General features: G+C 69.8%; 14 protein-coding genes and 2 tRNA genes. 9 read left to right on the forward strand and 7 right to left on the reverse strand.

Annotated elements, in window-relative coordinates; genetic code table 11:
* Positions 1-21: 21 nt before the first annotated feature.
* The 4 genes from YS110_05575 to YS110_05590 all read right to left on the reverse strand — a co-directional run bounded on the left by YS110_05575 (position 22) and on the right by YS110_05590 (position 9,355).
* On the reverse strand, positions 22-3,111 hold the full coding sequence (locus YS110_05575; GenBank protein UJB64261.1) for a multidrug efflux RND transporter permease subunit: 3,090 nt from the start codon (positions 3,109-3,111) through the stop codon (positions 22-24).
* Between the two features lie 792 nt (positions 3,112-3,903).
* On the reverse strand, positions 3,904-7,005 hold the full coding sequence (locus YS110_05580; GenBank protein ID UJB64262.1) for an MdtB/MuxB family multidrug efflux RND transporter permease subunit: 3,102 nt from the start codon (positions 7,003-7,005) through the stop codon (positions 3,904-3,906).
* Between the two features lie 15 nt (positions 7,006-7,020).
* Positions 7,021-8,457 carry an efflux RND transporter periplasmic adaptor subunit gene (locus tag YS110_05585; GenBank protein UJB64263.1) on the reverse strand — a complete coding sequence of 479 codons (1,437 nt, stop codon included), beginning with the start codon at positions 8,455-8,457 and terminating at the stop codon, positions 7,021-7,023.
* 109 nt (positions 8,458-8,566) lie between these two features.
* Positions 8,567-9,355, reverse strand: coding sequence for a TOBE domain-containing protein (locus YS110_05590; protein ID UJB64264.1), 789 nt, complete (start codon positions 9,353-9,355; stop codon positions 8,567-8,569).
* A gap of 94 nt (positions 9,356-9,449) precedes the next feature.
* On the opposite strand from YS110_05590, the gene modA reads away from it, so the two are divergent.
* From modA to YS110_05625, 7 genes are all read left to right on the forward strand, one after another.
* Positions 9,450-10,202 carry a molybdate ABC transporter substrate-binding protein gene (modA, locus tag YS110_05595; protein ID UJB64265.1) on the forward strand — a complete coding sequence of 251 codons (753 nt, stop codon included), beginning with the start codon at positions 9,450-9,452 and terminating at the stop codon, positions 10,200-10,202.
* Positions 10,203-10,302: 100 nt separating this feature from the next.
* Positions 10,303-10,980, forward strand: coding sequence for a molybdate ABC transporter permease subunit (modB, locus tag YS110_05600; GenBank protein UJB64266.1), 678 nt, complete (start codon positions 10,303-10,305; stop codon positions 10,978-10,980).
* Between the two features lie 5 nt (positions 10,981-10,985).
* A complete protein-coding gene (gene modC / locus YS110_05605) occupies positions 10,986-12,065 on the forward strand; it encodes a molybdenum ABC transporter ATP-binding protein (protein ID UJB64267.1) in 1,080 nt (359 codons plus the stop codon).
* Positions 12,066-12,285: 220 nt separating this feature from the next.
* Entirely contained in the window at positions 12,286-12,903 is a 618-nt protein-coding gene (locus YS110_05610) for a TRAP transporter small permease subunit (protein UJB64268.1), read from the forward strand.
* A gap of 24 nt (positions 12,904-12,927) precedes the next feature.
* The gene (locus YS110_05615; GenBank protein UJB64269.1) at positions 12,928-14,739 is read left to right on the forward strand and encodes a TRAP transporter large permease subunit; all 1,812 of its coding nucleotides are present in this window, start codon (positions 12,928-12,930) and stop codon (positions 14,737-14,739) included.
* A gap of 212 nt (positions 14,740-14,951) precedes the next feature.
* Positions 14,952-16,109 carry an FMNH2-dependent alkanesulfonate monooxygenase gene (gene ssuD, locus YS110_05620; protein ID UJB64270.1) on the forward strand — a complete coding sequence of 386 codons (1,158 nt, stop codon included), beginning with the start codon at positions 14,952-14,954 and terminating at the stop codon, positions 16,107-16,109.
* Entirely contained in the window at positions 16,106-16,960 is an 855-nt protein-coding gene (locus tag YS110_05625) for an amidohydrolase family protein (protein UJB64271.1), read from the forward strand. The genes ssuD and YS110_05625 overlap by 4 nt, the downstream gene beginning before the upstream one ends.
* Before the next feature lie 69 nt (positions 16,961-17,029).
* On the opposite strand, the gene rnr is transcribed toward YS110_05625, so the two are convergent.
* Complete coding sequence (gene rnr, locus YS110_05630) at positions 17,030-19,282, reverse strand: ribonuclease R (protein UJB64272.1); 2,253 nt, start codon at positions 19,280-19,282, stop codon at positions 17,030-17,032.
* A gap of 34 nt (positions 19,283-19,316) precedes the next feature.
* Here rnr and YS110_05635 point away from each other — a divergent pair.
* A tRNA-Leu gene (locus tag YS110_05635) sits at positions 19,317-19,401 on the forward strand.
* A 163-nt stretch (positions 19,402-19,564) separates the two neighbouring features.
* Positions 19,565-19,649 (forward strand) — tRNA-Leu (locus YS110_05640).
* 163 nt (positions 19,650-19,812) lie between these two features.
* Here the strand turns inward: YS110_05640 and YS110_05645 are convergent.
* The gene (locus tag YS110_05645) at positions 19,813-22,476 is read right to left on the reverse strand and encodes a DUF349 domain-containing protein (protein ID UJB64273.1); all 2,664 of its coding nucleotides are present in this window, start codon (positions 22,474-22,476) and stop codon (positions 19,813-19,815) included.
* Between the two features lie 94 nt (positions 22,477-22,570).
* Positions 22,571-26,335 carry a DUF748 domain-containing protein gene (locus YS110_05650; GenBank protein ID UJB64274.1) on the reverse strand — a complete coding sequence of 1,255 codons (3,765 nt, stop codon included), beginning with the start codon at positions 26,333-26,335 and terminating at the stop codon, positions 22,571-22,573.
* Positions 26,336-26,764: the final 429 nt, after the last annotated feature.

Here is a 26,764-nt window from a genome sequence, read left to right on the forward strand (position 1 = left end):
CAGCTATCAAAACGGGAGTCGTCAAACGGCATGGGGAATCTCCTTGCGGCGCGGGCGCAGCACGCGCTGGCGCAGGCGGTCGAGCACCACGTAGACCACGGGCGTGGTGTACAGCGTGAGCAGTTGGCTCACCAGCAGGCCCCCGACCACGGCGATGCCCAGCGGCTGGCGCAACTCGGCGCCGTCGCCCCGGCCCAGCGCCAGCGGCAGCGCGCCCATGGCGGCGGCCAGCGTGGTCATGAGGATGGGGCGCAGGCGCAGGCTGCAGGCGCGGTAGATGGCCTGCGCGGCCCCGGCGTGGCCCTGGCGCTGCCGCGCGAGGGCGAAGTCGATCATCATGATGGCGTTCTTCTTCACGATGCCGATGAGCAGGATCACGCCGATCAGCGCGATGAGCGAGAACTCGGTCTTGAACAGCATCAGCGCCAGCAGCGCGCCCACGCCGGCCGAGGGCAGCGTGGACAGGATGGTGAGCGGGTGCACCAGGCTCTCGTAGAGCATGCCCAGCACCAGGTAGATGGCCACCATGGCCGCCAGGATGAGCAGCGGCTGCCCCGCCAGCGCCTGCTGGAAGGCGCCCGCCGTGCCGCTGAAAGACCCGCGCACCGACACCGGCACGCCGAGTTGCGCCACGGCCTGGTGGATGGCCTCGGTGGCCTGCGACATCGACACACCCGGCGCCAGGCTGAAGCTCACCGTGCTGGCGGGCGTGCCGCGCTCGTGGTTGACGGACAGCGGCGTGTTGGTCTGCGTGATGCGCGCGAACGCCGTCAGCGGCACGCGCTCGCCCCGGCCGTTGACGAAGAAGAAGCCGCGCAGCGTCTCGGGGCTCTGCAGGAACCGGGGCGCCGCCTCCATCACCACGCGGTACTGGTTCAGCGGGTTGTAGATCACGCCCACCTGGCGCTGGCCGAAGGCATCGTTCAGCGTGGCATCGATCTGCGCCATGGTCAGGCCCAGGCGCGCCACGGCGTCGCGGTCCACCTCCAGCGTGGTCTGCACGCCGTAGTCCTGCACGTCGCTGTTCACGTCCTCCAGCTCGGGCAGTTGCGCCATGGCCTGGCGGATGCGCGGCTCCCAGGTGCGCAGGTCCTGGATGTCGTCGGCCTGCAGCGTGAAGTCGAGCGAGCCGCTGCTCTGGCGCCCGCCGATGCGGATGTCGCGCTGCGGCACCATGAACAGGCGCGCGCCGGGCTCGTCCTTGAGCTGCTGGCGCAGGCGCTCGATCACCTGCTCGGACGACGCCTGCCGCTCGGCCAGCGGCTTGAGCGACATGAACATCATGGCCGCGTTGCGCTGCCCACCGCCGGTGAAGCCGGTGACATGCTCCACCGCCGGGTCGGCCTGCACGATGGCCAGGAAGCGCTTGAGGCGCTGCTCCATGGCCTGGTACGAGCTGGCCTGGTCGGCGCGGATGAAGCCCATGACGCGGCCCGTGTCCTGCTCGGGCATGAAGCCCTTGTCGATGGCCACGTACAGGTGCACGTTCAGCGCCACCACGCCCGCCAGCGCCAGCAGCACCAGCGGCTGGTGGCGCAGGCACCAGGCCAGGCTGCGCCGGTAGCCGCGCAGGCAGCCCGCCGCCAGCGCATCCAGCCAGCGCCCTGCCCGGCCGCGCTGCGGCGCGCGCAGGGGCTGGCGCAGCAGGTGCGCGCACATCATGGGCGTGGTGGTGAGCGACACCACCATCGACACCAGGATGGCCGCCGACATGACGATGGCGAATTCGCGGAAGAAGCGCCCGACGATGCCGCCCATGAACCAGATGGGCACGAACACGGCGATCAGCGACAGGCTCATCGACACCACGGTGAAGCCGATCTCGCGCGAGCCCTGCAGCGCTGCCTCGAGCGCGCCCATGCCGCGCTCCATGTGGCGCATGATGTTTTCCAGCACCACGATGGCGTCGTCCACCACGAAGCCCGTGACCACGGTGAGCGCCATGAGCGAGAGGTTGTCCAGCGTGTAGCCCGCCAGGTACATCACGCCGAAGGTGCCGGCCAGCGACGCAGGCACGGCCACGCTGGGGATGAGCGTGGCGCGCCCGTTGCGCAGGAACAGGAACACCACCAGGATGACCAGCCCCACGGCCAGCGCCAGCGCGCGCTCCACCTCCACCAGCGAGGCGCGCAGCGTGGGCGTGCGGTCGGAGACGATGGTGATGTCGATGGCCTCGGGGATCGAGGCCTTGAGCTGCGGCAGCAGCGCGCGCACGCGCTCCACCGCCTCCAGGATGTTGGCGCCCGGCTGCTTGTACACCTGCAGCAGGATGGCCGGCTTGCCGTTGGCCACGCCGTAGTTGCGCACGTCCTGCACCGAATCGGCCACGTCGGCCACGTCGGACAGGCGCACGGCGTTGCCACCGGCCCAGCGCAGCACCAGCGGCGCGTAGTCGGCGGCCTGGCGCGCCTGGTCGTTGGTGGCCACCTGCCAGTAGTGGTCCTCGCGCTCCACCGCGCCCAGGGGGCGGTTGGCGTTGGTGCCGGTGATGGCCGCGCGCACCTGCTCCAGCGAGATGCCGTTGGCCGCCAGGCGCACCGGGTCCAGTTCCACGCGCACGGCGGGCAGCGCGCCGCCGTTCACGGTGGCCTGGCCCACGCCCTCGACCTGCGAGAGCTTTTGCGCCAGCACGGTGGAAGCGGCGTCGTACATCTGCCCGCGCGTGAGCGCGCCCGAGGTGAGCGCCAGGATCATGATGGGCGCGTCGGCCGGGTTCACCTTGCGGTAGGTGGGGTTGCTGGGCATGCCCGAGGGCAGCAGCGTGCGTGCGGCATTGATGGCGGCCTGCACGTCGCGCGCGGCGCCGTCGATGTCGCGGCTCAGGTCGAACTGCAGCGTGACGCGCGTGCTGCCCTGCGAGGAACTGGAGGTGATCTCGTTCACCCCGGCGATGGCGCCCAGGGCGCGCTCCAGCGGCGTGGCCACGGTGGCGGCCATGGTGTCGGGGCTGGCGCCGGGCAGGCTGGCGGAGACGGAGATGGTGGGGTAGTCCACCTGGGGCAGCGGGGCCACCGGGAGCAGGAAGAAGGCCACCGTGCCGGCCAGGACCAGGCCGAGGGTCAGCAGCAGTGTGGCGATGGGGCGGTGGATGAAGGGGGTGGAGAGGCTCATGGGTGCTCTCCAATTTGGCGCAAAGGCTTATCTGTCTTGCGCGGGCAGCTCTCTTTTTTGCAGTATTTTTGTGGGTTTGCTTCCCGGGGCCGGGACTCGCCCCGGCGGGCGACCTCCTTTTCTTGCTCGTGCAAGAAAAGGAGGCAAAAGAAGCACGCCCCTGCTGTCCGTATCCCCTTCGCTGGCGCGAAGGGGCAGCCTGCGGTGCTCGGGCGCGGGGCGGTGCCGCGTAACTCGCTGCGCGCCTGCGGCGCTCCGCTCAAACAGACGCGGCAAGTCAGTTCACGAAGCGCGTGTGTCCTTCGGCACACGCGCCCGCCCCACGCCCTGCGCTCCTCGGTACGGCCAGAAGGGGGTTGACGCCCGACACGGGCCATCGCTGCGCTCGGCCTGGCGCGCAGCGCCTGCGTGTTGGGGGCCGAGCGCAGCGATGGCCCGTGTCGTCTCCACCCCCTTTCAGGCTGCGCCTGGGGCGAGGCGCTGGCGGGGTGGCATGCGCGAAGTCGCGCATGCTTCGTGAACTGACTCGCTGCGGCTGTTTGAGCGAAGCGCGCAGCGCGCAGCGAGTTCCGCAGCGCACCCCGCCAGCGTCTCGCCCCAGGTGTGCCCCCACGCTCAGCGTGGGGGTCGCAGACTGCGGGGCGCGTTTCTTTGGGTACTTTCTTGTCGCGTGACAAGAAAGTACCTCGCCCGCCGGGGCGAGTCCCGGCTCCGGGAAACAATCTCACAAAAACACTACAAAAAAGAGAGCTGCCAGCGCAAGCCACATAAGCTCTGGATCCCCAAAAAGCATCAACCATCACGCCACCTCTGCACCCACCCCTCGAACGTGAGGTAAATGACCGGCGTGGTGAACAGCGTGAGTAGCTGGCTCAGGATCAGTCCCCCCACCATCGTCACCCCCAGCGGATGCCGCAGCTCGCTCCCCACCCCCGTGCCCAGCATCAAGGGCAGCGCCCCCAGCAAGGCCGCCAGCGTGGTCATCAGGATGGGCCGGAAACGCAGCAGGCACGCCTGGTAGATGGCATCGCGCGCACTCAGCCCCTCATGCCGCTGCGCGTCGAGCGCGAAGTCGATCATCATGATGGCGTTCTTCTTCACGATGCCGATCAGCAGCACGATGCCGATGATGGCGATGATGTCGATGGACAGCCCCGCCAGCAGCAGCGCCAGCAGCGCTCCCACCCCGGCCGACGGCAGCGTGGACAGGATGGTGACCGGGTGGATGGTGCTCTCGTACAGCACCCCCAGCACGATGTACATGGTGACCACCGCCGCCAGGATCAGCAGCAGCGTGTTGGTCAGCGACGCCTGGAACGCCAGCGCAGCGCCCTGGAACGACATCTCCACCGACAGCGGCATCTGCCCCTCGGCGTGCAGCGCGTCGTGCGCGCGCTCGATGGCCTTCACCGCCTGCCCCAGCGACACGCCCGGCGCCGTGTTGAACGACAGCGTGGCGGCGGGCAACTGGCCCACATGGTTCACCGCCAGCGCGGTGCTGCGCTCCTCGATGCGCGCCACCGACGACAGCGGCACCGGCGCCCCCAGGCTGGAGGGCACGTGGATGCGCTCCAGCGCCTCGGGCCCGAGCTTGAACTGCGGAGCGACTTCGAGCACCACGCGGTACTGGTTGGACTGGGTGAAGATGGTCGAGATCAGGCGCTGGCCGAAGGCGTTGTACAGCGCCGTGTCGATGCCCGCCACCGTCACGCCCAGGCGGCTGGCCTGCGCGCGGTCGATCTGCACATACGCCTGGCGGCCCTGGCTCTGCAGGTCGCTGGCCACGTCGGCCAGCTCGGGCGCGGCGCGCAGGCGCTCCAGCAGCGCGGCGGTGCTGCGCTGCAGCTGCGCCATGTCGGCCGACGACATCAGCACCTGGTACTGGGTGCGCGCCACGCGGTCCTCGATCGTCAGGTCCTGCACCGGCTGCGCGTACAGGCGGATGCCGGGCAGGTCCGCCGTGTCCTGCGCCAGGCGCCGCAGCACCACGCCCAGCGCGTCGCGCGCGCCATGGGGCTTGAGGTCGATCTGCATACGCCCGCTGTTCAGCGTGGTGTTGGTGCCGTCCACGCCAATGAAGGACGACACGCTCTGCACCGCCGGGTCGCGCAGCACGCGCTCGGCCAGCGCCTGCTGGCGCTCGGCCATGGCGGCGAACGAGATCGACTGCCCGGCCTCGGTGGTGGCCTGCAGCGTGCCCGTATCCTGCGCGGGAAAGAAGCCCTTGGGCACCACCAGGTACAGCAGCGCCGTGAGCGCCAGCGTGGCCAGGAACACCAGCCAGGTCAGGCCCCGGTGCGCCAGCACCCAGCCCAGGGCGCGCCCGTAGTGGGCGATGGTGCGCTCGAAGAACTGGCCCGTGGCCCGCGCCAGGCGACCCTGGCGCGCCTCGCCGCCGGGCTGGTGGCGCAGCAGGCGCGCGCACAGCATGGGCGTGAGGGTGAGCGACACCACGGCGGAGATCAGGATGGCCACCGCCATGGTGATGGCGAACTCGTGGAACAGCCGCCCCACCACGTCGCCCATGAACAGCAGCGGGATCAGCACCGCGATCAGCGAGATGGTGAGCGAGATGATGGTGAAGCCGATCTGCCGCGCGCCCTTGAGCGCGGCCGCGAGCGGCGGCTCGCCCTGCTCCACGTAGCGCGCGATGTTCTCGATCATGACGATGGCATCGTCCACCACGAAGCCGGTGGAGATGGTCAGCGCCATCAGCGTCAGGTTGTTGATGGAAAAGCCCATCAGGTACATCACGCCCAGGGTGCCGATGAGCGACAGCGGCACCGCCAGCGCCGGGATCAGCGTGGCCGTGCCGCTGCGCAGGAAGACGAAGATCACAGCCACCACCAGCGCGATGGCCAGCAGCAGCTCGGCCTGCATGTCCTTCACGCCGGCGCGGATGGTGACGGTGCGGTCGGTGAGCACCTGCACGTCGAGCGAGGCCGGCAGCGTCTCCTGCAGTTGCGGCAGCAGCGCCTGGATGCGGTTCACCGTCTCGATCACGTTGGCGCCGGGCTGGCGCCGGATGTTCAGGATCACCCCGGCCTTGGCGCCCGCCTGCGGCGTGCCGGCCCAGGCGGCCAGGCGCGTGTTCTCGGCGTCGTCCACCGTCTCGGCGATGGCCGACAGGCGCACCGGGCTGCCGTTCTTGTAGGCGATGATGAGGTCGCGGTACTCCTGCGCCGACTGGAGCTGGTCGTTGGCGTCGATGGTGGAGGCGCGCTCCGGCCCGTCGAAGCCGCCCTTGGGCTGCTTCACGTTGGCCGCGGTGATGGCGCTGCGCACGTCCTCCAGCGTCATGCCCAGCCCCGCCAGGGCCACCGGGTTGGCCTGGATGCGCACGGCCGGCCGCCGCCCCCCGGCGATGGCCACCAGCCCCACGCCGTTGACCTGCGAGAGCTTGGGCGCGAGGCGGTTTTCCACCAGGTCGTTGACGCGGATCACCGGCAGCGACGGCGAGGTGATGGCCAGCGTGAGGATGGGCGCGTCCGCCGGGTTCACCTTGCTGTACAGCGGTGGCATGGGCAGGTCGCTGGGCAGCAGGTTGGAGCCCGCGTTGATGGCCGCCTGCACCTGCTGCTCGGCCACGTCCAGCCCGTAGTCCAGCGCGAAGCGCAGCGTGATGACCGAGGCACCGCCCGAGCTGGTGGACGACATCTGCGCCAGCCCCGGCATCTGGCCGAACTGGCGCTCCAGCGGCGCGGTGACGTTCGAGGTCATCACGTCGGGGCTGGCGCCCGGGTACAGCGTGGTGACCTGGATGGTGGGGTAGTCCACCTCGGGCAGCGCCGAGATGGGCAGCAGCCGCCAGGCCAGCAGCCCGGCGATCAGCACCGCCACCATGAGCAGCGACGTGGCGACCGGGCGCAGGATGAAGATGCGCGACAGGTTCATGGCATCCGCCGGGGGTCAGCGCGAGGCAGCGGGGGCCGGGGCCGCGCCCTGCGCGGCCCGTGCGTCACGTGCATCGCGCAGGCTGCGGAAGTAGGCGCGCCGCTCCTCCTGGCCCATCCTGGCGAGCTTCTCGCGCTGCTCGGGCGTCAGGTTCTTCAGGAACTCGGCGCGGCGCTGGCTCGCCTCCTGCGCGCCCTGCTCGGCCTTGGCGGCGGCGGCCGGGGCGTCGATCACCGTCACCCGGGTGCCATCGCGCAGGCGGTCCATGCCGTCGATGACCACGCGGTCGCCCTCGGCCAGCTCGCCCTGCACGCTCACGCGGTCGCCGTCGGCCACGCCCGCCTGCACGCGGCGCAACGCCACCGTGCCATCCTCGCGCACCAGGTACACGGCGTTGTTCTGCAGCGCCGAGGCGGGCACGGTGAGCGCACCCTCGATGCGGTCCACCTGCAGCTTCACGTTGACGAACTGGTTCGGGTACAGGCGCCCGTCCTCGTTGGCGAACGCGGCCTTGACCTTGATGGTGCCGGTGCCGGTGTCGATGGCGTTGTCCAGCGCGCTCACGCGCCCGCGCGCCAGCAGCTGCTTTTGCCCGCCGTCCCACAGCTCCACGGGCAGCGTCGCGCCCTGCCCCAGGCGCTCGCGGATGCGCGCCAGGCGCGCCTCGGGCACCGAGAACACGGTGTCGATGGGCCGCACCTGCGTGATGGTGACGATGCCGTTGGCATCGCCCGGATTCACCACGTTGCCCAGGTCGGCCTGGCGCAGGCCCAGGCGCCCGCCGATGGGCGCGGTGACGCGCGTGTAGTCGAGCTGCAGGCGCGCGGCATCGACCTGCGCCTTGTCGGCCGCCACCACGCCCTCGTACTGGCGCACCAGCGCGGCCTGGGTGTCCACCTGCTGGCTGGCGATCGAGTCCTGCGCCTTGAGCTCCTGGTAGCGCTGCAGGTCGTGGCGCGCGTTCTGCAGCAGCGCCTGGTCGCGCTGCAGCGTGCCCTGGGCCTGGGCCAGCGTGGCCTGGTAGCTGCGCGCGTCGATCTCGGCCAGCAGCTGGCCGGCCTTGACCTCCTCGCCCTCCCTGAAGCGCAGGCTTTTCAGCTCGCCGCCCACCTTGGCGCGCACCACGGCGGTGGCGCGCGCGTTCAGCGTGCCGATGGCGCTGACCAGCACGCGCACGTCCTCGCGCCGCACCTGGCCCACCGACACCGGCTGCGCCTGCCCGCCAGGGCCAAAGCGTGGCCCGCCGCCGGAAGGGCCGCCCGCCGGGCCCATGGCCCCATGCGCCGGGGCGGACGCTGCCTGGCGCTGCTGCCACCACCAGGCGCCCGCGCCCGCCGCCAGCGCCACGGCCAGCAGCACGCCCCACAGCACAGGCCGGGAGCGGCCCGCCTGGCGGCGCCGCGAGAGAGGGAAGGAACGGGGGGAGGCGGGCTGGAGCGGATGGGCGGGCATGGACAGGGCAGCGAATGCGCGGGGAAGCCAATGGTAGCCAGCCGCGCGCCCCTCCACGGGCCCCGGCCGGGGCTTTTTACCCCGGCTTTAACCCTGCTTTACCCCGCTTTTACAAGGCCAGGACGATAGCCGACGCATCGGCCCGCAGGCACACGCGGGCGCGGGCGCGCAGGCCGCTGCGGGGCGGCGCGAAGCCCACCATCTGCACCCCGGCGTCAAGCGCGGCAGCCACTTCGTCCCCGGCCTCGCCGCGCGCCACGCGGGTGACGCGCCCGGGCCAGGCATTGGGCACGGCATCGCCCTCCCCGCCCTCCCCGGCCTCCTTCATGCCGCACACCTGCACCGCCGTGGCCTTGCACAGCGCCAGCACGGGCAGGCCCGGCGCCAGGCCCAGCAGCTGCGCGCTTTCCTGGGTGATGCGCGCCGTCAACGCCAGCGCCTGGGCCGCGCCGGCCCCGCCCAGGTGCACGTGCACCAGCGGCCCGGCCGCCTCCAGCGCCCGCACCACGCACGGCCACTGGTTGCGCATGCTGGTGCGCACCGCCAGCCGCGCCGCGGCGGCGGGCTGCGCGCCCTGCCCGGCCAGGCGCTGCAGCACCTCGGCGCGCGCCTGGGCCATGGCGTCGGCCGCCGCCAGCAGCGCGTGCCCGGCCTCGGTCAGCACCGCGCCGCCGCCGCCCGCGCCGCCCACGGCGCGGTGCACCAGGGGCACGCCGGCCAGGTTGGTCAGGGTGTCGATGGCCTGCCACGCGGCCTTGTAGCTCACGCCCACGGCGCGCGCGGCCTGCGAGATGGAGCCGCCCTGGCCGATCTGGCGCAGGATGTCGATGCGCTTGTCCGCCATGCCGTGGCCCAGCGCCTGCGCAAAGGAAGGAAGGGAAGAAGAGGCTTGCTGCATGCCCCCATCATGCCCCGGCCCATACCCGCCGTGGCGGGAGTGGCTGGCTATACTTGCCCGCTATTCATCCACAGAATAGCGAAGGAATCTTTCCATGGCCTCCCTGCTCCGCCCCCTGGCAATCGCTGCCGCCGCTCTTTTCAGCCTGCACGCCCATGCCGACGAGGTGGCCGTGGCCGTGGCGGCCAACTTCACCGCGCCGATGCAGAAGATCGCCGCCGAGTTCGAGAAGGACACCGGCCACAAGGCCACGCTGTCGTTCGGCGCCACGGGCAAGTTCTACGCGCAGATCGCCAACGGCGCGCCCTTCGGCATCCTGCTGGCGGCCGACGACACCACGCCCGAGAAGATCGGCAAGGAAGGCCTGGGCATTGGTGCCACGCGCTTCACCTACGCCATCGGCCAGCTGGTGCTGTGGAGCAAGCAGCCCGGCTACGTCGATGCCGAGGGCAAGGTGCTGCAGAAGACCGACTGGCAGCACATCGCCATCGCCAACCCCAAGCTCGCCCCCTACGGCCTGGCCGCGATGCAGGCGCTGGACAAGCTCGGCCTCACGGCCCAGGTGCAGCCGCGCATCGTGCAGGGCGAGAACATCGGCCAGACCTACCAGTTCGCTGCCTCGGGCAACGCGCAGCTGGGCTTCGTCGCGCTGTCGCAGGTGACGGAGAACGGCAAGCTGCGCGAGGGCTCGGCCTGGGTGGTGCCGGCGAACCTGCACGAGCCGATCCGCCAGGACGCCATCGTGCTCAAGCCCGGCCAGGGCAACGCCGCCGCCACGGCGCTGATGCAGTACCTGCGCGGCGACAAGGCGCGCGCCGTGATCCAGTCCTACGGCTATTCTTTTTGAAGCGCCTGGCGCTTGATGCAAGCGCCTTTGCGTATCATTCGGCCTTCAAAACGGCTTGCAGCAAGCGCTGCAAGCTCCTTTATCCATAGCAATCCCCTGCGTGCCGTTCAGCCTTGAAGACTGGGCCGCCATCCGGCTGACGCTGGAGCTGGCCGCCACCACCACCGTGCTGCTGCTGTTGCTGTGCACGCCGCTGGCGTGGTGGCTGGCGCACACGCGCTCGCGCTGGCGCGGCCCGGTGGGCGCGGTGGTGGCGCTGCCGCTGGTGCTGCCGCCCACGGTGATCGGCTTCTACCTGCTCGTCACCATGGGCCCCAACGGCCCCATCGGCCACCTCACCCAATCGCTGGGGCTGGGGCGGCTGCCCTTCACGTTCCCAGGCCTGGTCGTGGGCTCGCTGGTGTATTCGCTGCCCTTTGCCGTGCAGCCGCTGCAGCGCGCCTTCGAGGCCCTGGGCACGCGCCCGCTGGAGGCCGCTGCGACGCTGGGCGCCGGGCCGCTGGACCGTTTCTTCACCGTGGCGCTGCCGCTGGCGCGGCCCGGCTTCATCACGGCGGCGGTGCTGGCCTTCGCGCACACGGTGGGCGAATTCGGCGTGGTGCTCATGCTCGGCGGCAACATTCCGGGCGTGACGCGCGTGGTGTCGGTGCAGATCTACGACCACGTCGAGGCCATGGAGTACGCGCAGGCGCACTGGCTGGCCGGCGGCATGGTGGTGTTCTCTTTCATCGTGCTGATGGCGCTGCACTGGCTGCAGCCGCGCAGCAGGCCGCTGTGAAGCCCATGCGTGAAATCCTCGCCCGCCTGCGCATGGAGCGCCCCGGCTTCACGCTCGACGTGGACCTGCAGTTGCCCGGCCAGGGCGTTTCCGCGCTGTTCGGCCCCTCGGGCTGCGGCAAGACGACCTGCCTGCGCGCGCTGGCCGGCCTGGAGCGCCCCCCGGAAGGCCGCGTGGTGGTGCACGGCGAGGTCTGGCAGGACGAGGCCCGGGGCCAGTGGCTGCCCACGCACCGGCGCGCACTGGGCTATGTGTTCCAGGAAGCCAGCCTGTTCGACCACCTGAGCGTGCGCGGCAACATCGAATACGGCCTGCGCCGCCTGCCGCCCGCGCGCCGGCGCGTGCCCGTGGAGCAGGCGGTGGAGCTGCTGGGCCTGACGGCGATGATGGAGCGCCGCCCCGCCACGCTCTCGGGCGGCGAGCGCCAGCGCGTGGCCATCGCGCGCGCGCTGGCCGCCAGCCCGGCGCTGCTGCTGATGGACGAGCCCCTGGCCGCGCTCGACGCCGCGCGCAAGGCCGAGCTGCTGCCCTACCTCGACCGGCTGCAGCGCCAGCTCGACATTCCCATGGTCTACGTCAGCCACTCGCCCGACGAAGTGGCGCGCCTGGCGCACCACCTGGTGCTGCTGAGCGCCGGCCAGGTGGTGGCCAGCGGCCCCACGCTGGAGCTGATGGCGCGGCTCGACCTGCCGCTGGCCCAGGGCGATGCCGCCGCCTGCGTGGTGCTGGCCGAGGTGGCGGGCCACGACGCGGCGGCCTGCCTGACCACCGTGCGGTTTCCCGGCGGCGAGATGCACCTGGTGGGCACGCAGGCGCGCGTGCCGGGCGAACGCCTGCGCCTGCGCGTGCAGGCGCGCGACGTGAGCCTCACACTGGCGCGGCAGGAGGGCACCAGCATCCTCAACATCCTGCCCGCGCGCGTGGTGCAGCTGCGCGAGGACGGGCCGGGCCAGGCCATGGTGGCGCTGGACGCCGGGGGCACGGCGCTGCTCGCGCGCGTCACCCAGCGCTCGGCACAGATGCTGGCCCTGGCGCCGGGCCTGCCGGTTTTCGCGCAGGTCAAGGGCGTGGCGCTGCTCGATTAAGCCCCTCGGGTAAACCCGCAAAACATACGCAGTTTCCCGGATTGCTATGCTTTTCAAAGCAGTAGCGCCTTGGTGCATCAGGGGAAAACACGGCCTGCCCGTCTGCAAGGCGCGCCGTTGTTCCGTAGAATCGCGCTCCTACCCATGCTCCCGGCTGCTGCGCGCCCACCCCACGGCGCGTACCAGTGCAGCCCTTGCCAGCCTCACCATCGGAGACACCATGCAGGCGCTACTTTCCCTGTCCCGGGCCATCGACAGGCTCAACGCATTCGTCGGCAAATACAGCATCTGGCTGATCTTCGCCGCCACCTTCGTCAGCGCCGCCAACGCCATCGTGCGCAAGGCCTTCGACACCAGCTCGAACGCCTTCCTCGAAGTGCAGTGGTACTTCTTCGCCTGGTCGTTCCTGATTGCCGCGGGCTACACGCTGCTGCACCGCGAGCACGTGCGCATCGACGTGGTGAACAGCCGCCTGTCGAAGAAGGCGCAGGTGTGGATCGACATCATCGGCTTCGCCTTCTTCCTCACGCCGCTGTGCATCGTCATCCTGTGGCTGAGCATGCCGGAGGTGATCCAGAAATACACCTCGGGCGAGATGTCGGGCAACCCCGGCGGCCTGATCCGCTGGCCCGTGTGGGTGGCGATTCCGGTGGGCGTCACGCTGCTGATGCTGCAGGGCTGGTCGGAGCTGATCAAGCGCATCGCCTTCCTCACCGGCCACGGCCCCGACCCGATGGGCAAGCTCAGCGACAAGAGCGCTGAGGAGGAGCTGCTCGAGGCGCTGCGCGCCGAGGAAGCGAAGAAACAGGCCCCGGCACCCGCCGCCGCACACCGCTGACCCCGCCGCCGGAGCGCATACACCATGGAATTTCTCACCACCAACTACGCCCCCATCATGTTCGCGGGGCTGATCGTCTTCCTGCTGCTGGGCTTTCCCGTGGCGTTCAGCCTGGGCGCCTGCGGCCTGCTGTTCGGCTTCGTGGGCATCGAGCTGGGCGTGTTCCCCGCCTCGGTCATGGCCTGGCTGCCGCAGCGCCTCATCGGCATCATGGCCAACGACACCCTGCTGGCCGTGCCGTTCTTCACCTTCATGGGGTTGATCCTGGAGCGCTCGGGCATGGCCGAGGATCTGCTCGACACCGTGGGCCAGGTGTTCGGCCCGATCCGCGGCGGCCTGGCGCTGGCCGTGATCTTCGTCGGCGCACTGCTCGCGGCCACCACCGGCGTGGTGGCGGCCTCGGTCATCTCGATGGGCCTGATCTCGCTGCCCATCATGCTGCGCTACGGCTATGACCGGTCGCTCTCCAGCGGCGTGATCGCCGCCTCGGGCACGCTGGCGCAGATCATCCCGCCGTCGCTGGTGCTGATCCTGATGGCCGACCAGCTCGGCAAGAGCGTGGGCGAGATGTACAAGGGCGCGTTCATTCCCGGCTTCATGCTCATGGGCCTGTACGTGGTGTGGGTGGTGATCCTGGCGATCTTCAAGCCGCACACCGTGCCCGCCCTGCCGCCCGAGGCACGCATCTACCGCGAGGACGACGGCCGCTCCGGCTACCTGTCGCTGGCGGTGGTGATGGCGCTCTCCACCGGCCTGGCCATCTTCCTGGCAGCCCACATGGCCGACGTGCACACCTGGTGGCTGGGCGAGGAAGTGCTGGAGGTGCCGACCGACGAGAAGGTCGTCACCGCCATGTGCGGCGGCACCTTCCTGGCCTTCGTGCTCGCCAGCATCAACCGCGTGTTCAAGCTGGGCCTGCTGTCGCGCCTGGCCGAGCGCGTGACCTTCGTGCTGATCCCGCCGCTGCTGCTGATCTTCCTGGTGCTGGGCACCATCTTCCTGGGCATCGCCACCCCCACCGAGGGCGGCGCCATGGGCGCCATGGCGGCCCTGGTCATCGGCTTCGCGCGCGGGCGCCTGAACATGAAGCTGCTGCAGCAGGCGCTGTCTTCCACCACCAGACTGGCCAGCTTCGTCATGTTCATCATGGTGGGCGCCACCACCTTCAGCATGATCTTCCAGGCCGCCGATGGCCCGAAGTGGGTCGAGCACCTGATGTCCAGCCTGCCCGGCGGGCAGGTGGGCTTCCTGATCGTGGTGAACATCATGATCTTCCTCCTGGCGTTCTTCCTCGACTACTTCGAGCTGTCGTTCATCGTGGTGCCGCTGCTGGGCCCCGTGGCCGAGAAGATGGGCATCGACCTGATCTGGTTCGGCGTGCTGCTGGCCATGAACATGCAGACCTCGTTCATGCACCCGCCGTTCGGCTTCGCGCTGTTCTTCCTGCGCTCCGTGGCCCCGGACAAGCCCTACGTGGACCGCGTGACGCACAAGACGATCCAGCCCGTGACGACGATGCAGATCTACAAGGGCGCGATTCCCTTCGTGCTGATCCAGCTGGTCATGGTGGGCGTGCTCATCGCCTTCCCCGGCATCGTCACCGGCAGCCTGGACAAGAAGGTCGAGGTGAACATGGAAGCCGTGGGCAGCCAGATGATGGACGCCCTGCAAAACAACGAGAGCTACGGCAGCGGCGACGACCCGTTCGCCACCCCGCCCGATGGCGAGGAAGCCACGCCCGAGACGCCCGCCGCCGAGGACGCCAGCGACCCGGCCAAGGCAATGCAGGACGCGCTGGACGCCGCCGCCCAGCCCGCCTCCGAAGCGGCACGCTGACAAGCCCCCGCCGCCACACGAGCCAGCGCCCTCCGGGGCGCTGGCTTTTTTTCTTGCCGCACGCATAACGACATGCAATAAACATGCTTCGCCGCGCGCCGCCGAGGTTCTCTAATCGGCCCCAAGCCCCGGGGCTGGAGCCGCCCGGCACGCCTTGCGCACGCCACTGGCCCGGTCCCTTGCCCGTTGATTCCACACGACAAGGACTTCCCATGACCCAAGCCGCCACCGCCTCGCCGGAGATCTTCTGGTTCCTGCCCACGTCGGGCGATACGCGCTACCTCGGCACCTCGGACTTCGGCCGCGCGCCGACCAACGCCTACATGCGCCAGATCGCCGTCACCGCCGAGCACCTGGGCTACGACGGCCTGCTCATCCCCACCGGCAGCTCCTGCCTCGACCCCTGGGTGACGGCCGCGAGCCTGGCGCCCATCACGCAGCGCATCAAGCTGCTGGTGGCGCTGCGCACCTCGCTGGGCGCGCCGGTGTCCAGCGCGCGCCAGGCCGCCACGCTCGACCAGGCCCTGGGCGGGCGCCTGTTGCTCAACGTGGTGCCCGGCGGCGACGCCACCGAGCTGGCCGCCGACGGCATCTTCCTCGACCATGACGAACGCTACGCCCACGCCGACGAATTCCTGACCATCTGGCGCCGCCTGCTTTCGGGCGAGACGGTGGACTTCGAGGGCCGGCACTTCCAGGTGCGGCAGGGACGCAATTACTTTGCGCCCGTGCAGAAGCCCTACCCGCCGCTGTACTTCGGCGGCTCCTCCGACGCCGCGCACGACCTGGCGGCACGCCAGGTGGACGCCTACCTGACCTGGGGCGAGCCGCCGCAGGCCGTGGGCGAGAAGTTCGCCGACATCCGCCAGCGCGCCGCGCGCCAGGGCCGCCAGGTCAAGCTGGGCGTGCGCCTGCACGTCATCGTGCGCGAAACCAACGAGGAGGCCTGGGCCGACGCCGAGCGCCTCATCAGCAAGCTGACCGACGAAGACATCGCCAAGGCCCAGGCCAGCTACGCGCGCATGGACTCGGTCGGCCAGGCGCGCATGGCCGCGCTGCACGGCGGGCGGCGCGACAGGCTGGAAGTGGCCCCCAACCTCTGGGCCGGCGTGGGCCTGGTGCGCGGCGGCGCGGGCACCGCGCTGGTGGGCGACGCGGCCACCGTGGCCGAGCGCCTGCGCGAATACGTGGCGCTGGGGGCCGACACCTTCGTGCTCTCGGGCTACCCGCACCTGGAGGAATCCATCCGCTTCGCCGAGCTGGTGTTCCCGCTGCTGGGCAAGCAGGCCGTGACCGACGGCGGCCGCGCACAGACCGGCGGCGCCTTCGACATCCGTGGCGTGCAGCAGCAGAAGGTGTCGGCCTCATGAGCCGCCGCGTCATCGACATGCGCTGCAGGCCGGCGTTCCTGCACGACTTCTTCGGCGCCACGCCCGGCTCGCCCGAGTACGCCACGGCGCGCTGGCTCAACCGGCGCGTGGGCACGCGCGGCCCCGACGACCACTTCGAGCGCTCGCTCACGCAGGACGGCTTTCTGCAGGAAGTGCGCGACGCGGGCCTGGCGAAGGCCGTGGTGGTGGGCCGGCACACCCCGAGCCAGCATCTGCCCAACGACACCATCCACCGCATCGTGCACGGCCACGGCGCGCTGCTGGGCATCGCCGGGGTCGATCCAGCGCTGCAGGGCACGCAGGCGGCACTGGACGAGATCGAGCGCGCCATCAAGGTGCTCGGCCTCTCGGGCGTGGGCATCGAGCCCGGCTTCGGCGCGCCGCCCCGCCACCCCGACGATGCGCTCTACTGGCCCGTGTACGAACTGGCGCGCAGCCTGGGCGTGCCCGTGTTCCTGATGAGCGGCCCGACCACGCCCGACCCGCGCTTCAACGACCCGGCCGGCCTGGCCAGGGTGGCGCAGGCCTTCCCGGACCTGCCGCTGGTGGTCTACCACGGCTACTGGCCCCACGTGCAAGCGGCCATCGGCCTGGCCTTCCGCCACGAGAACGTGCACCTGGTGCCCGACATGTACCTGTTCCAGCCGGGCAAGGAAGCCTACGTGCAGGCGGCCAACCAGTTCCTGGCGGCGCAGCTGCTGTTCGGCTCCTCGTACCCGTTCCGCCCCATCGGCCAGAGCATCGACGACTTCGCCGCGCTGGGCTTCAAGGACGAAGTGCTCGACGGCCTGTTCTACGGCAACGCGGCGCGGCTGTTCAATCTGGCATAGCCATTTTCATGGCCAAAATGGCCTCCAGCGCTTGACTGACAAGCGCTGACAGCTATCAAACGAGGAGCATCAGCGGCGTGCCTTGCGCGCCTTGCCCTTGGCGGCCGGTTTTTCTGCTTTCGCCGCGGCCTTGGCATGCCGCTTGGGGCTGGCGCCCTCGGCGGGCGCGGGCTTGCGCGCCTCGGGCTTGCCGGCCTGGGGTGCCGGGCCGCCTTTGCCGCCCTTGTCCCGCGCGGGGCGCGCGGGCAGCGCGTCCCCGCCCTCCTGCACCAGGCGGAAGTCGATCTTGCGCCCATCCAGGTCCACGCGGCTGACCTGCACGCGCACGCGCGTGCCCAGCGCATAGCGGATGCCCGTGCGCTCGCCGCGCAGCTCCTGGCGGGCCTCGTCGTAGCGGAAATACTCGCCGCCCAGCTCGGTGATGTGCACCAGGCCTTCGACGTACAGCGCATCGAGCGTGACGAAGATGCCGAAGCTGGTCACGGCGGAGACCAGGCCGCTGTACTCCTCGCCCAGATGCTCGCGCATGTACTTGCACTTGAGCCAGGCCTCGACGTCGCGGCTGGCCTCGTCGGCGCGGCGCTCGTTGGCGCTGCAGTGCAGGCCCGCGGCCTCCCAGGCCTGGGTCTCCGCCACCGAGGCGGCCCCGGCGGCCTTGCGCGGGCGCTGGCGCGGCGCGCTCACGCGCTCCGCCAGGCGCTTGGAGAGCTTGGCATGCGCCTCGCCCGGGGTCGGCAGCGTGGGCAGTTGGTAACGCTGCCCCAGCAGGATGGCCTTGATGACGCGGTGCACCAGCAAGTCGGGGTAGCGCCGGATCGGGCTGGTGAAATGCGTATAGGCCTCGTAGGCCAGGCCGAAGTGGCCGCTGTTGATGGGCGTGTAGATGGCCTGCTGCATCGAGCGCAGCAGCATGGTGTGGATCTGCTGGGCGTCGGGCCGCTCCTTGGTGGCCTCGGCAATGGCCTGGAACTCGCCAGGCCGCGGGTCGTCGCTGATCGTCAGGCCCACGCCCATGGACTTGAGGTAGCCGCGCAGGATGTCCTGCTTTTCCGGCGTCGGCCCCTCGTGCACGCGGTACAGGCCGGGCTGGCCGCCCTGGGCAATGAAGTCGGCGCTGCACACGTTGGCGGCCAGCATGGCCTCCTCGATCAGGCGGTGCGCCTCGGTGCGCGTACGCGGCACGATCTTCTCGATGCGGCCGTTGTCGTCGCAGACGATCTGCGTTTCCGTGGTCTCGAAGTCCACCGCACCGCGCTGCTGGCGCGCCACCAGCAACGCCCGGTACACGTCGGACAGGTGGATCAGGTCCTGCACGCGCTCCTGGCGCCGCTGCGCCTCGGGGCCGCGCGTATTGGCCAGGATGGCCGCCACCTCGGTGTAGGTGAAGCGCGCATGGCTGTGCATGACGGCCGGGTAGAACTGGTAGGCCGCGACTTCGCCCTTGCCGCTGACCAGCATGTCGCAGACCATGCACAGGCGGTCCACCTCGGGGTTGAGCGAGCACAGGCCGTTGCTGAGCTTTTCGGGCAGCATCGGGATGACGCGGCGCGGAAAGTACACGCTGGTGGCGCGGTCATAGGCATCGACGTCGATGGCGCTGCCCGTCTGCACGTAGTGGCTCACGTCGGCGATGGCCACCAGCAGGCGCCAGCCCTTGCCGCGCCCCACCTTGGCGGGCTCGCAGTAGACCGCGTCATCGAAGTCGCGGGCATCCTCCCCGTCGATGGTGACGAGCGGAATGTCGGTGAGGTCCACGCGGCGTTTCTTGTCCTGGGCGCGCACCTTGTCGGGCAGCGCCTTGGCCTGCGCCAGGCAGGCTGCGGAGAATTCATGCGGCACGCCGTACTTGCGCACGGCGATCTCGATCTCCATGCCGGGATCGTCCACCTCGCCCAGCACCTCGGTGATGCGTCCCACGGGCTGGCCGTACAGGGCCGGCGGCTCGGTCAGCTCCACCACCACGACCTGGCCCGTCTTCGCCGTGCCGGTGGCGCCCTTGGGAATCAGCACGTCCTGGCCGTAGCGCTTGTCCTCGGGCGCGACCAGCCACACCCCGCTCTCCTGCAACAGGCGGCCGATGATGGGCTGGGCGGGGCGCTCAAGGATCTCGACCACGCGCCCCTCGGGGCGCCCGCGCCGGTCCTGCCCCACCACGCGCACGCGCACCCGGTCCTTGTGCAGCACCGCGCGCATTTCGTTGGGGGGGAGATAGATGTCGCTGTCGCCGTCATCTCGCACCACGAAGCCATGGCCATCGCGGTGCCCCTGCACGCTGCCTTCAATTTCCAGAGCCGGAGCGGCAGAGCGCGTGCGGGAGTTCATTTTTTTGCTATACAATCTGTGTCTTTCCTGAAATGCCCAGGTGGCGGAATTGGTAGACGCACTAGTTTCAGGTACTAGCGGGTAACTCCGTGGAGGTTCGAGTCCTCTCCTGGGCACCAAGTTTAACGAGAACCTGTGAAGGTTTTTGCTAAAAAGGCCACTGCTTCGTCAGTGGCCTTTTTTATGAGAGGGTTGCATGGTGAGACCGCGAGGTTGCAAAAAAGTTCGCAAAACACCAAGCAGCACCTAAAAGCACTATATAATTCAAATCTTTCCTGAAATGCCCAGGTGGCGGAATTGGTAGACGCACTAGTTTCAGGTACTAGCGGGTAACTCCGTGGAGGTTCGAGTCCTCTCCTGGGCACCAAAATTGAAAAGGCCGTTGCGCACGCAACGGCCTTTTTCTTTTTGCAATCACGGTACACCGCATTCGCGGCAATGCGGCACGGGAATGAAAAAGGGCTGCCTGTTGCAGCCCTTTCCCGTCAGGCCCATGGAAGAAGATCCACGGGCTTTCCTCCATCACGCTACTACTTCCGCAGCAACGCCTTCAGCACCGATTGCAGACGGCGCGCGCGCGCGGCATCGCTGGCGCTGGCCAGCACGCGCGCCGCGTCCTCGCCCCAGGTCTGCGCAGGCGCCGGATCATTGCGGCGCGTGAGCAGCTGCAGTTGCAGCGCACGACGCGCGTTGAGCTGTTCCGCTGGCGTCGGCACCTCCGCCGCCATCTCCAGGCGCAGCAACGCCTCCGCGGCATCGCCCTGGGGTGCAGACGACAGGGCCTGCGCCCAGGCATTGCGCACCGGCGCCGTCACGCGGCCGCCCAGCTCCTGGCCGCTGGGCAACTGGGCCGGATCACGCTTCTCCCACGCGGCCAGCAATTGGGTAAGCGCCTCGCCGTGGGCGTGCGCTGCCAGCTTCTTGAGCGCCAGTTGCGCATGTTCCATGGCTTCGCGCTGCGCGCGGAACGCGGCATCGCCCAGGCGTGGGCCGCGCTCCTCGCGCGCCGGGCGGTCGCCGAAGCGCCCGCCACGCTCCGCGCGGCCGTCCTGCCCGCGCATGGGCGGTCGGCCATCCCGGCGGTCACCCGGGCGGCCAGGACGGCTGGGCACCGCAGCGGCTTCGCGCTTCATGCCAGGACGGTCGTCGCCGCGCACCGCCACCACGGGTCGGGCAGGCGCAGCCTTGGGCGCGGCCTGTTCCTGCGGCGCTTCGGTTTCTGTAGCTGCTGGCGCTTGCCCATCCTGGGCTGGGGCCTGTTTTTCCTCCGATGCGGCGGCCTCGGCCTGGTGGCGCAACGCGGCTTCCAACGCCTGCATGGCACTGCGGATCTGCTGCGCGTCCCCGCTGGCATTGGCGGCCTCCAGCGCCTTGGAGGCGTCGAGCACGGCGCGGTCGCGCACGCTCAGTTCGGTGGCCGCGCGCTCGCGGTCGGCGCTCTTGCGGTTGAACGCCTCGTCGATGGGTTTGCGGAAGGCATCCCAGAGCTTTTGCTCCTGCTTGCGGTCGAGCGGCACGGCCTGCGCCTCGGCCTGCCAGCGCTGCTGCAGCGCCTTGATGGCGTCGATGCGCAACTGCGGCGCGGCGCCCAGCGCCGTGGCTTCGTCGATCATGGCGTGGCGGCGCACCAGGCTTTCCTTCTGCGCAGCCTCCAGCGGCGCGCTGGCCTGGGTGAAGGCCTGCTTCCACAGCGGCTGCAGCTCGGCGAACACTTTCTCGCCCACATGGCCGCCATCGCGCCAGCGGTCGGCGAACTGGTGCAGCGCGCGGTTCAGCGCCTTCCAGTCGGCCGATGCGGCCTCGGACTGGGATTGCGCCCAGGTTTTCAGCTCCTCGATCAGCGCCAGGCGCTTGGCCTTGTGCTCGGCGGACTCGGCGCGGATCTTGTCGAGCCAGGTTTCGACCACCTTGTGCGCGGCGTTGCAGGCCTCATCGAACTTGCGCCACAGCGCGTGGTTGGCCGGCCCACCCTGGTCGGCCTGCTTCCACTGTTCGCGCAACTGGCGCAGGGTTTCCTGCATCTTGCGCCCGCCCAGCGCCTGCCCCTCGGGGCGCAGCAGCAGGGCCTCGGCCTTGGCCACGAGGTCCTCGCGCACCTGGTCGGCACTCCAGCGCTGCCAGCCTTGCAGTTCGCCCGCGGCCACCAGCGCCTGGTGCACCTGCTGCTCCAATGCTGCGCCGATGTGGCGGCCCTGCGTCTTGAGCACGGCGCGCAGCGCGCCGGCCGCGCCCACGCTGGCCTTGCCATGGCCTTCGGCGGTTTCCTTTTCCAGCTTGGCCAATGCTTCGCGCACGGCGTGCTCGGCTTTCTCGACCACGGCGGGGTCGGTCTTCGGCTTGGCCTGCTTGGCCTCGGCCGCAGCCGCCGTGGCGGCGGCCTCGGTGGGCAGGCCGCGCGCCACGCGCAGCTCATCGGCCCACACCGGCACGGGGGGCAGCGGCGCATTGGCGTCCTGCGCGGCGGCGGCCGTCTGCGCCAGGGCGGACTGGAACGCCTCCCACACCACCAAGAGCTGGGTGCGCGAAGCATCGAGCAGCGGCGGGAAGCGTGCCTCGACGCTGGCCCAGCTCGCATCGCCGGTCAGCTCGGCGGCCTGCTCCTGCCAGCGGTCCACATCGGTGCGCAGCAGTTCGAGCGCGGCCTGGGCATCGGTCCAGGGCTTGGTGGACAGGACTTCGATGCGCTGCGCCAGCAGCACGGCGGCCTCGCGCTGCACCTGCACGCGGTGCTGCAGGTCTTCGATGACCTTGACGCGCTCGGCCAGCTGGGTCTTGAGCGCGGACAGCGGCTCGCGCGACAGCGGCGCGCCGGCCTTGGCGGCGTCGCGCTGCCAGGCCAGGGCGTCGGCGATGTTCAGGCGCGGCGCGGCCAGCAGGGCCTGCGCCTTTTCCGCCCATTCGGCGGCGATGGCTTCCTGGCCCTTGGCACGCTTGATTTCGTCGATGCGCTCGCGGATGGCGCGGGCAGCGCCCTTGTCGCGCACGCTCAATTCCTTGAACACCTCCTGCAGTTGCTCGGGCGAAGGCTGGGTGGCCAGCCAGTCGCGCACGCGCGCGGCGCGCTCGCCCGAAGTGGCGGCCGAGAAGGCGCCACCAGTCAGCGCATCGAGAGGATGCGGCTCAGGGGTCTTGGCCGGGGCCGGGGTCACTTCAGGAGCGTCGGACATTTTGCTGCGGGAAGAAAAAGGGAACATGGGTGATTTGAATGGAACAACCCCGGCCAGCGCCTTGAGCGGGCCGGGGTGAAAAGCGTATTTTCGCCGGGATTTGCTTCGATTCCCAAACGCCCTACGGCATGGCCAGGGTGAGTTGCGCGCGGGGCGTCCATTTGGCGTCATCCGGCCTGGTGTCGACTGCCCCCAGGAACAGGCGGTCCCTGGGCACCTGGTGCTGCGCCAGATAGTCGCGCACCACCACACCGCGCGCCACCGCCAGCTCGCGCATGGCGTTTTCGGGCACGGCAATGCTGGCCAGCAGCAGCGCTTCCATCTCCGGCCGGGGCAGGTCCTTGGCCAGGCCGATGAGGTTGCGCGGCTTGGGGATGTCGGCCCGGCGATAGACCTCCTTGAGCAATGCCGGCGCCTCCTCGGGCGTCACGGGCGCCACGTCACCGGCCTCCTGGCCATCGCGCCGCGCCGCGCGGCGCTTTTGCGCCAGCAGCATGCCCTGCAGCTGCGCCTGCTTCCAGCCCTCGCGCTCGCTGTCGAGCTGTGCCTGCCCGACGACCGTCATCGTCAGGGCGGGCCGGTCGGTCAGCGCCTTGGCGACCTTGTCCAGCCCCGCACGTGCGGCCTCGTCGAGCTGCGCGCTTCCTGGTGCGAAAGCCACCGTGCTCAGGTCGCTGGAGCCGCCCAGGGCGTTGGCCAGCAGCGCGAAAGGCGCGGTGACGGCCTTCATGATGAGGTTGCCGATGATCTTGAAGATCACCGGCGCCAGGCGGAATTCGGGGTCGTTGAGCGAACCGCTGACCGGCAGGTCGAGGTCGATGACGCCGTTGCGGTCGGCCAGCAGCGCCGTGGCCAGGCGCACGGGCAGGCTGGCCGGGGCGCCTTCGACCGGCTCGCCGAAGGTCAACTGGTTCAGCACCAGCTTGTTGCTGGCGGTGAGCTGCCCATCGGGCTCGATCTTGTAGGCCACGTCCATGCTGAGCTTGCCGCGCTCGATGCCGTGGCCCGCGTACTTCACCGTGTAGGGCGACAGCGGCGGCAGCTCCAAGTCGCGCATCTTGCCCACGATGTCGAGCGCCAGGGGCTGCACCAGCGGGTTGAGCTTGCCCGTGACCTCGAGCGACGCCGTGCCTTCTGCCCGGCCGCGCAGCTCCAGGTCGGCCATGGCCGGGGCCGCGCCCTGGGCGGGCGGCTCCGAGGAAAACGCGCTCAGGCGCCCGGTCAACTCGCTCAGGTCGGCCGAGTAATTGGGCTTGATGAAGTAGTCGGAGAAGCGCACCGAGCCCCCGGTGAGGGAAACCGGGCCGAAACGCACCACCGCCGCGGGCGCGGCAGCAGCGGTGGAAACGGGTGCCGACGCCTGCGGCTGCGGTGCCGCAGCCGTACCGTCCTGCGCAGGCGCGGCCTTGACCAGATCCTGCAGGTTGATGCGCCCGCTTTCCTGCACGATCAAGCGCGCGAAAAAGTCGCTGAGCGCGGTTTCCCGCACCTCCACCCGGGTGGCCTGCCCTGGCGCCAGAGCCACGTCCACACCGCGCAGGCCGAGGGATTTCCAGCGCAGCAGATCGTCGTCCTGTGCCGTGAGCCTGCGTGGCTGGCCATCGTCCTGCACGGCATCCTTGCCCTGCGTCAGCAGCGCCGAGCGCACCCGCAGGTCGTCGAGCGAGGCATCGCCCTGCACCCGGGCCGCGGCCCCCTGGGGCTGCTCCGCATATTGCACGCTGCCCTTGAAGCTGCCGTCGGCGCGCAGCACGCGCACGTTCAGCGCATCGGCCACATAGGGCTCGAAGGCATACAACGGCAGCTGGGTCGCCAGCACCTTGCCTTGCGCGCTGACAGGCGCCAGGCCAAGCGTGCCGTCATATTCCAGGCGTCCCGGATCGACGCGCCCCGCGCCAACGCGCGCAGCGAACTGCAACTGTGCGGGTTTGCCGCCGGGGGGCGCCAGCGGCACCAGGTTCTCCAGCCGCACGCGCAGCCCCGACACAGTAAGCGCCACGGGCCGCACGGGCTGTGCATCCTGCAGCGCCAGCGCGCCCCCGTCCACGTCGATGGTGCCCAGCCGCACGGCCCAGGGTGCCGCCTGGGCAGGCGCCCGCGCAGGCGGCACGGCGGAGGCCGGCGCATGGCGCGCCACCATCCATTGCTGCGCCATCCATTGGCCGTCCTTGCTGCGCGCCACCATGGCACGGGGCTGGGTGACGGCGATGCGCCCGACGTCAAGCGATTGGCGCAACAGGTCCAACCGCGCGTTCTCCACGCGCAAGACCTTGACCTCGGCCAGGCTGTCCTTGCCGCGCATGGCGACACCGGGCAGCCCCGCGCCCGCGCAAACCACCTTGGCGGGGCATGCCAAGGCGATGTCGTCCACGGACAGGCGCGCCAGGTGCGCCATGACCGCCGGGCCATTCCAGGCCAGCCCCAGGTCGGCATCCAGGCGTCCGCGCACCCGGGGAATCCATTGCTCTGCCACGTAAGGCGCACCGGCCTCCAGCGGCAGCCCGCGCACCGAGGCAGCCACCGTCGCCATGCGTTCGCTCGCTTCCCCTTGGAAGCCCAGCTCGGCACCCTGGAGCTGTGCGGAACCGGCGAACTGCAGCGGCTTGCGCAGCGGCACGGCAATGGCCGATGCATCCAGCCGCAAGGCCTGCAGCGCCAGTTTGGCGCCTCCGGCGACCGCATCGTCCTGCCAATCGACCTGCCCCGCACGCAATGCCACGCGGTCTACGGCCAGTTGCCATCCGGCGTCGTCCTGCGCCTTGGGCGCCGGCTTGGCAGCAGGCTTTGGGGCCGCGCCGGGCGGCGATGCCAGCCGCTGCCAGTTGATCTGCCCGTCCTGGGCGCGCCGGGCCAGCACCCGGGGCTCCTCGATCTCGACCGATGCGATGTGGCCCCTCTGTGCCAGGGGCTGCAGATCCGCGATCTCCACCGCCATCGATCCCACCTCCAGCAAAGGCTGCTGGCGGCTGTCGCTCAGGCGCAGCCCCCGGGCTTGCACGAGCCCGCGCACATGCACGGCCGCATCGGGATGCTGCTCGAACGAAAGCGTCAGATCCAGGCCGAGCACGCCCGACTGCAAGCGCACCGGCAGACTCTCGGGCAAGTAGCCCAGGTAAGGCGCCAGATCGAAATCCGCCAGGCGGATATGCGCTTGCGTCTTGCGGCTGGAGAGAAAGGGCGTGGCCTCGGCCGAGGAATCGAACGCGCTGTCATTGAGCTTGAAGGCCAGCCGCGGCTCCACCTTGATCTCGCGCTTGGACGGCAGGCTGCTCAGGAAGGGCACGCTCAGCGCCAAGTCGCGCACGGTGTGGGTGCGCGCCACGGTGCGGTCCTCAAAGTCCACTGCGCCATCGCGCAAGGCGATGTTGTAGAGGGCGAAGCGCGGCGGCGGACCTGCGGGTGCGGGATCGGGTTCGGCCGGCTGGGCGAAGCGGGCCAGGATGTCGTCGATGTCGTAATGCCCAGGCGCCACCTGCGCCAGGTGCAGCACCGGCTGGTCCACCTCCAGCGCATCCAGCACGGGGGCCAGGCGCAGCAGCGATGCCATGCCGACGTCCGCATGCACACGCTTGACGGAGAACTGGTCCCCCTGCCCATCCGCCCTGGCCACGGCCACGTCATGCACCGTGAGCTGCAGCGACCAGGGAGCGAACTCGATGCGCCCGATGCGTACGTCCCGCCCCAGCGCCTCGCTCGCCAGCTTCTGTCCTTGGCTGCGCAACAAGGGCGGCACCGCCAGCCAGCCCACGGCCCACAGCACCAGGACGGCCAGCACCGACCAGGCGGCGCGCCGCAGCCACGTCTTGTTTTTGAGTATGTCCACCAAGCCCCTGCTCCCGCAGTCCAAAAGCAGGATTGCACCAGATTTTGGGACACAGGGGTACATCAAAGAGAAAGCCCGGTGGCAGGCGCGAAGCCAACCACCGGGCTTGACGGCTGGCGCAACGGCCTTTGCCATCGATTGGCGGCAAGGGAGGATGGAGTCCCCCGCCAGCCAGGGGGCAAGGTATTGCCCCCAAGGGGTTTGCCTGGGAAGCGCTTCCTTGGCTGCGGGGCACTTGGCGCCCATGGTGCAGAAGGTGTTGCTTCGTTCGGCAGGTACCTGGAACATCCAGGCAGCTCTACCTTAGCAAAACTAGGCGCCAGACTCAAATCACATTGTTTATGAACAAGCCCTTGCCGATTGCCCCTCCTCGGTAGAACAAAGCCCTGGCACCCTCAAAACTGTCTTCAAATACAGTGTTTTCATGCAAAACAAATCTAAAAATTCACTTTTTTAGTATTGACTATGCATTTAATACACTTCTAGAATCCG

Source organism: Acidovorax sp. YS12, from assembly GCA_021496925.1.
In the GTDB taxonomy this organism is placed as follows: Bacteria; Pseudomonadota; Gammaproteobacteria; order Burkholderiales; family Burkholderiaceae_C; genus Paenacidovorax.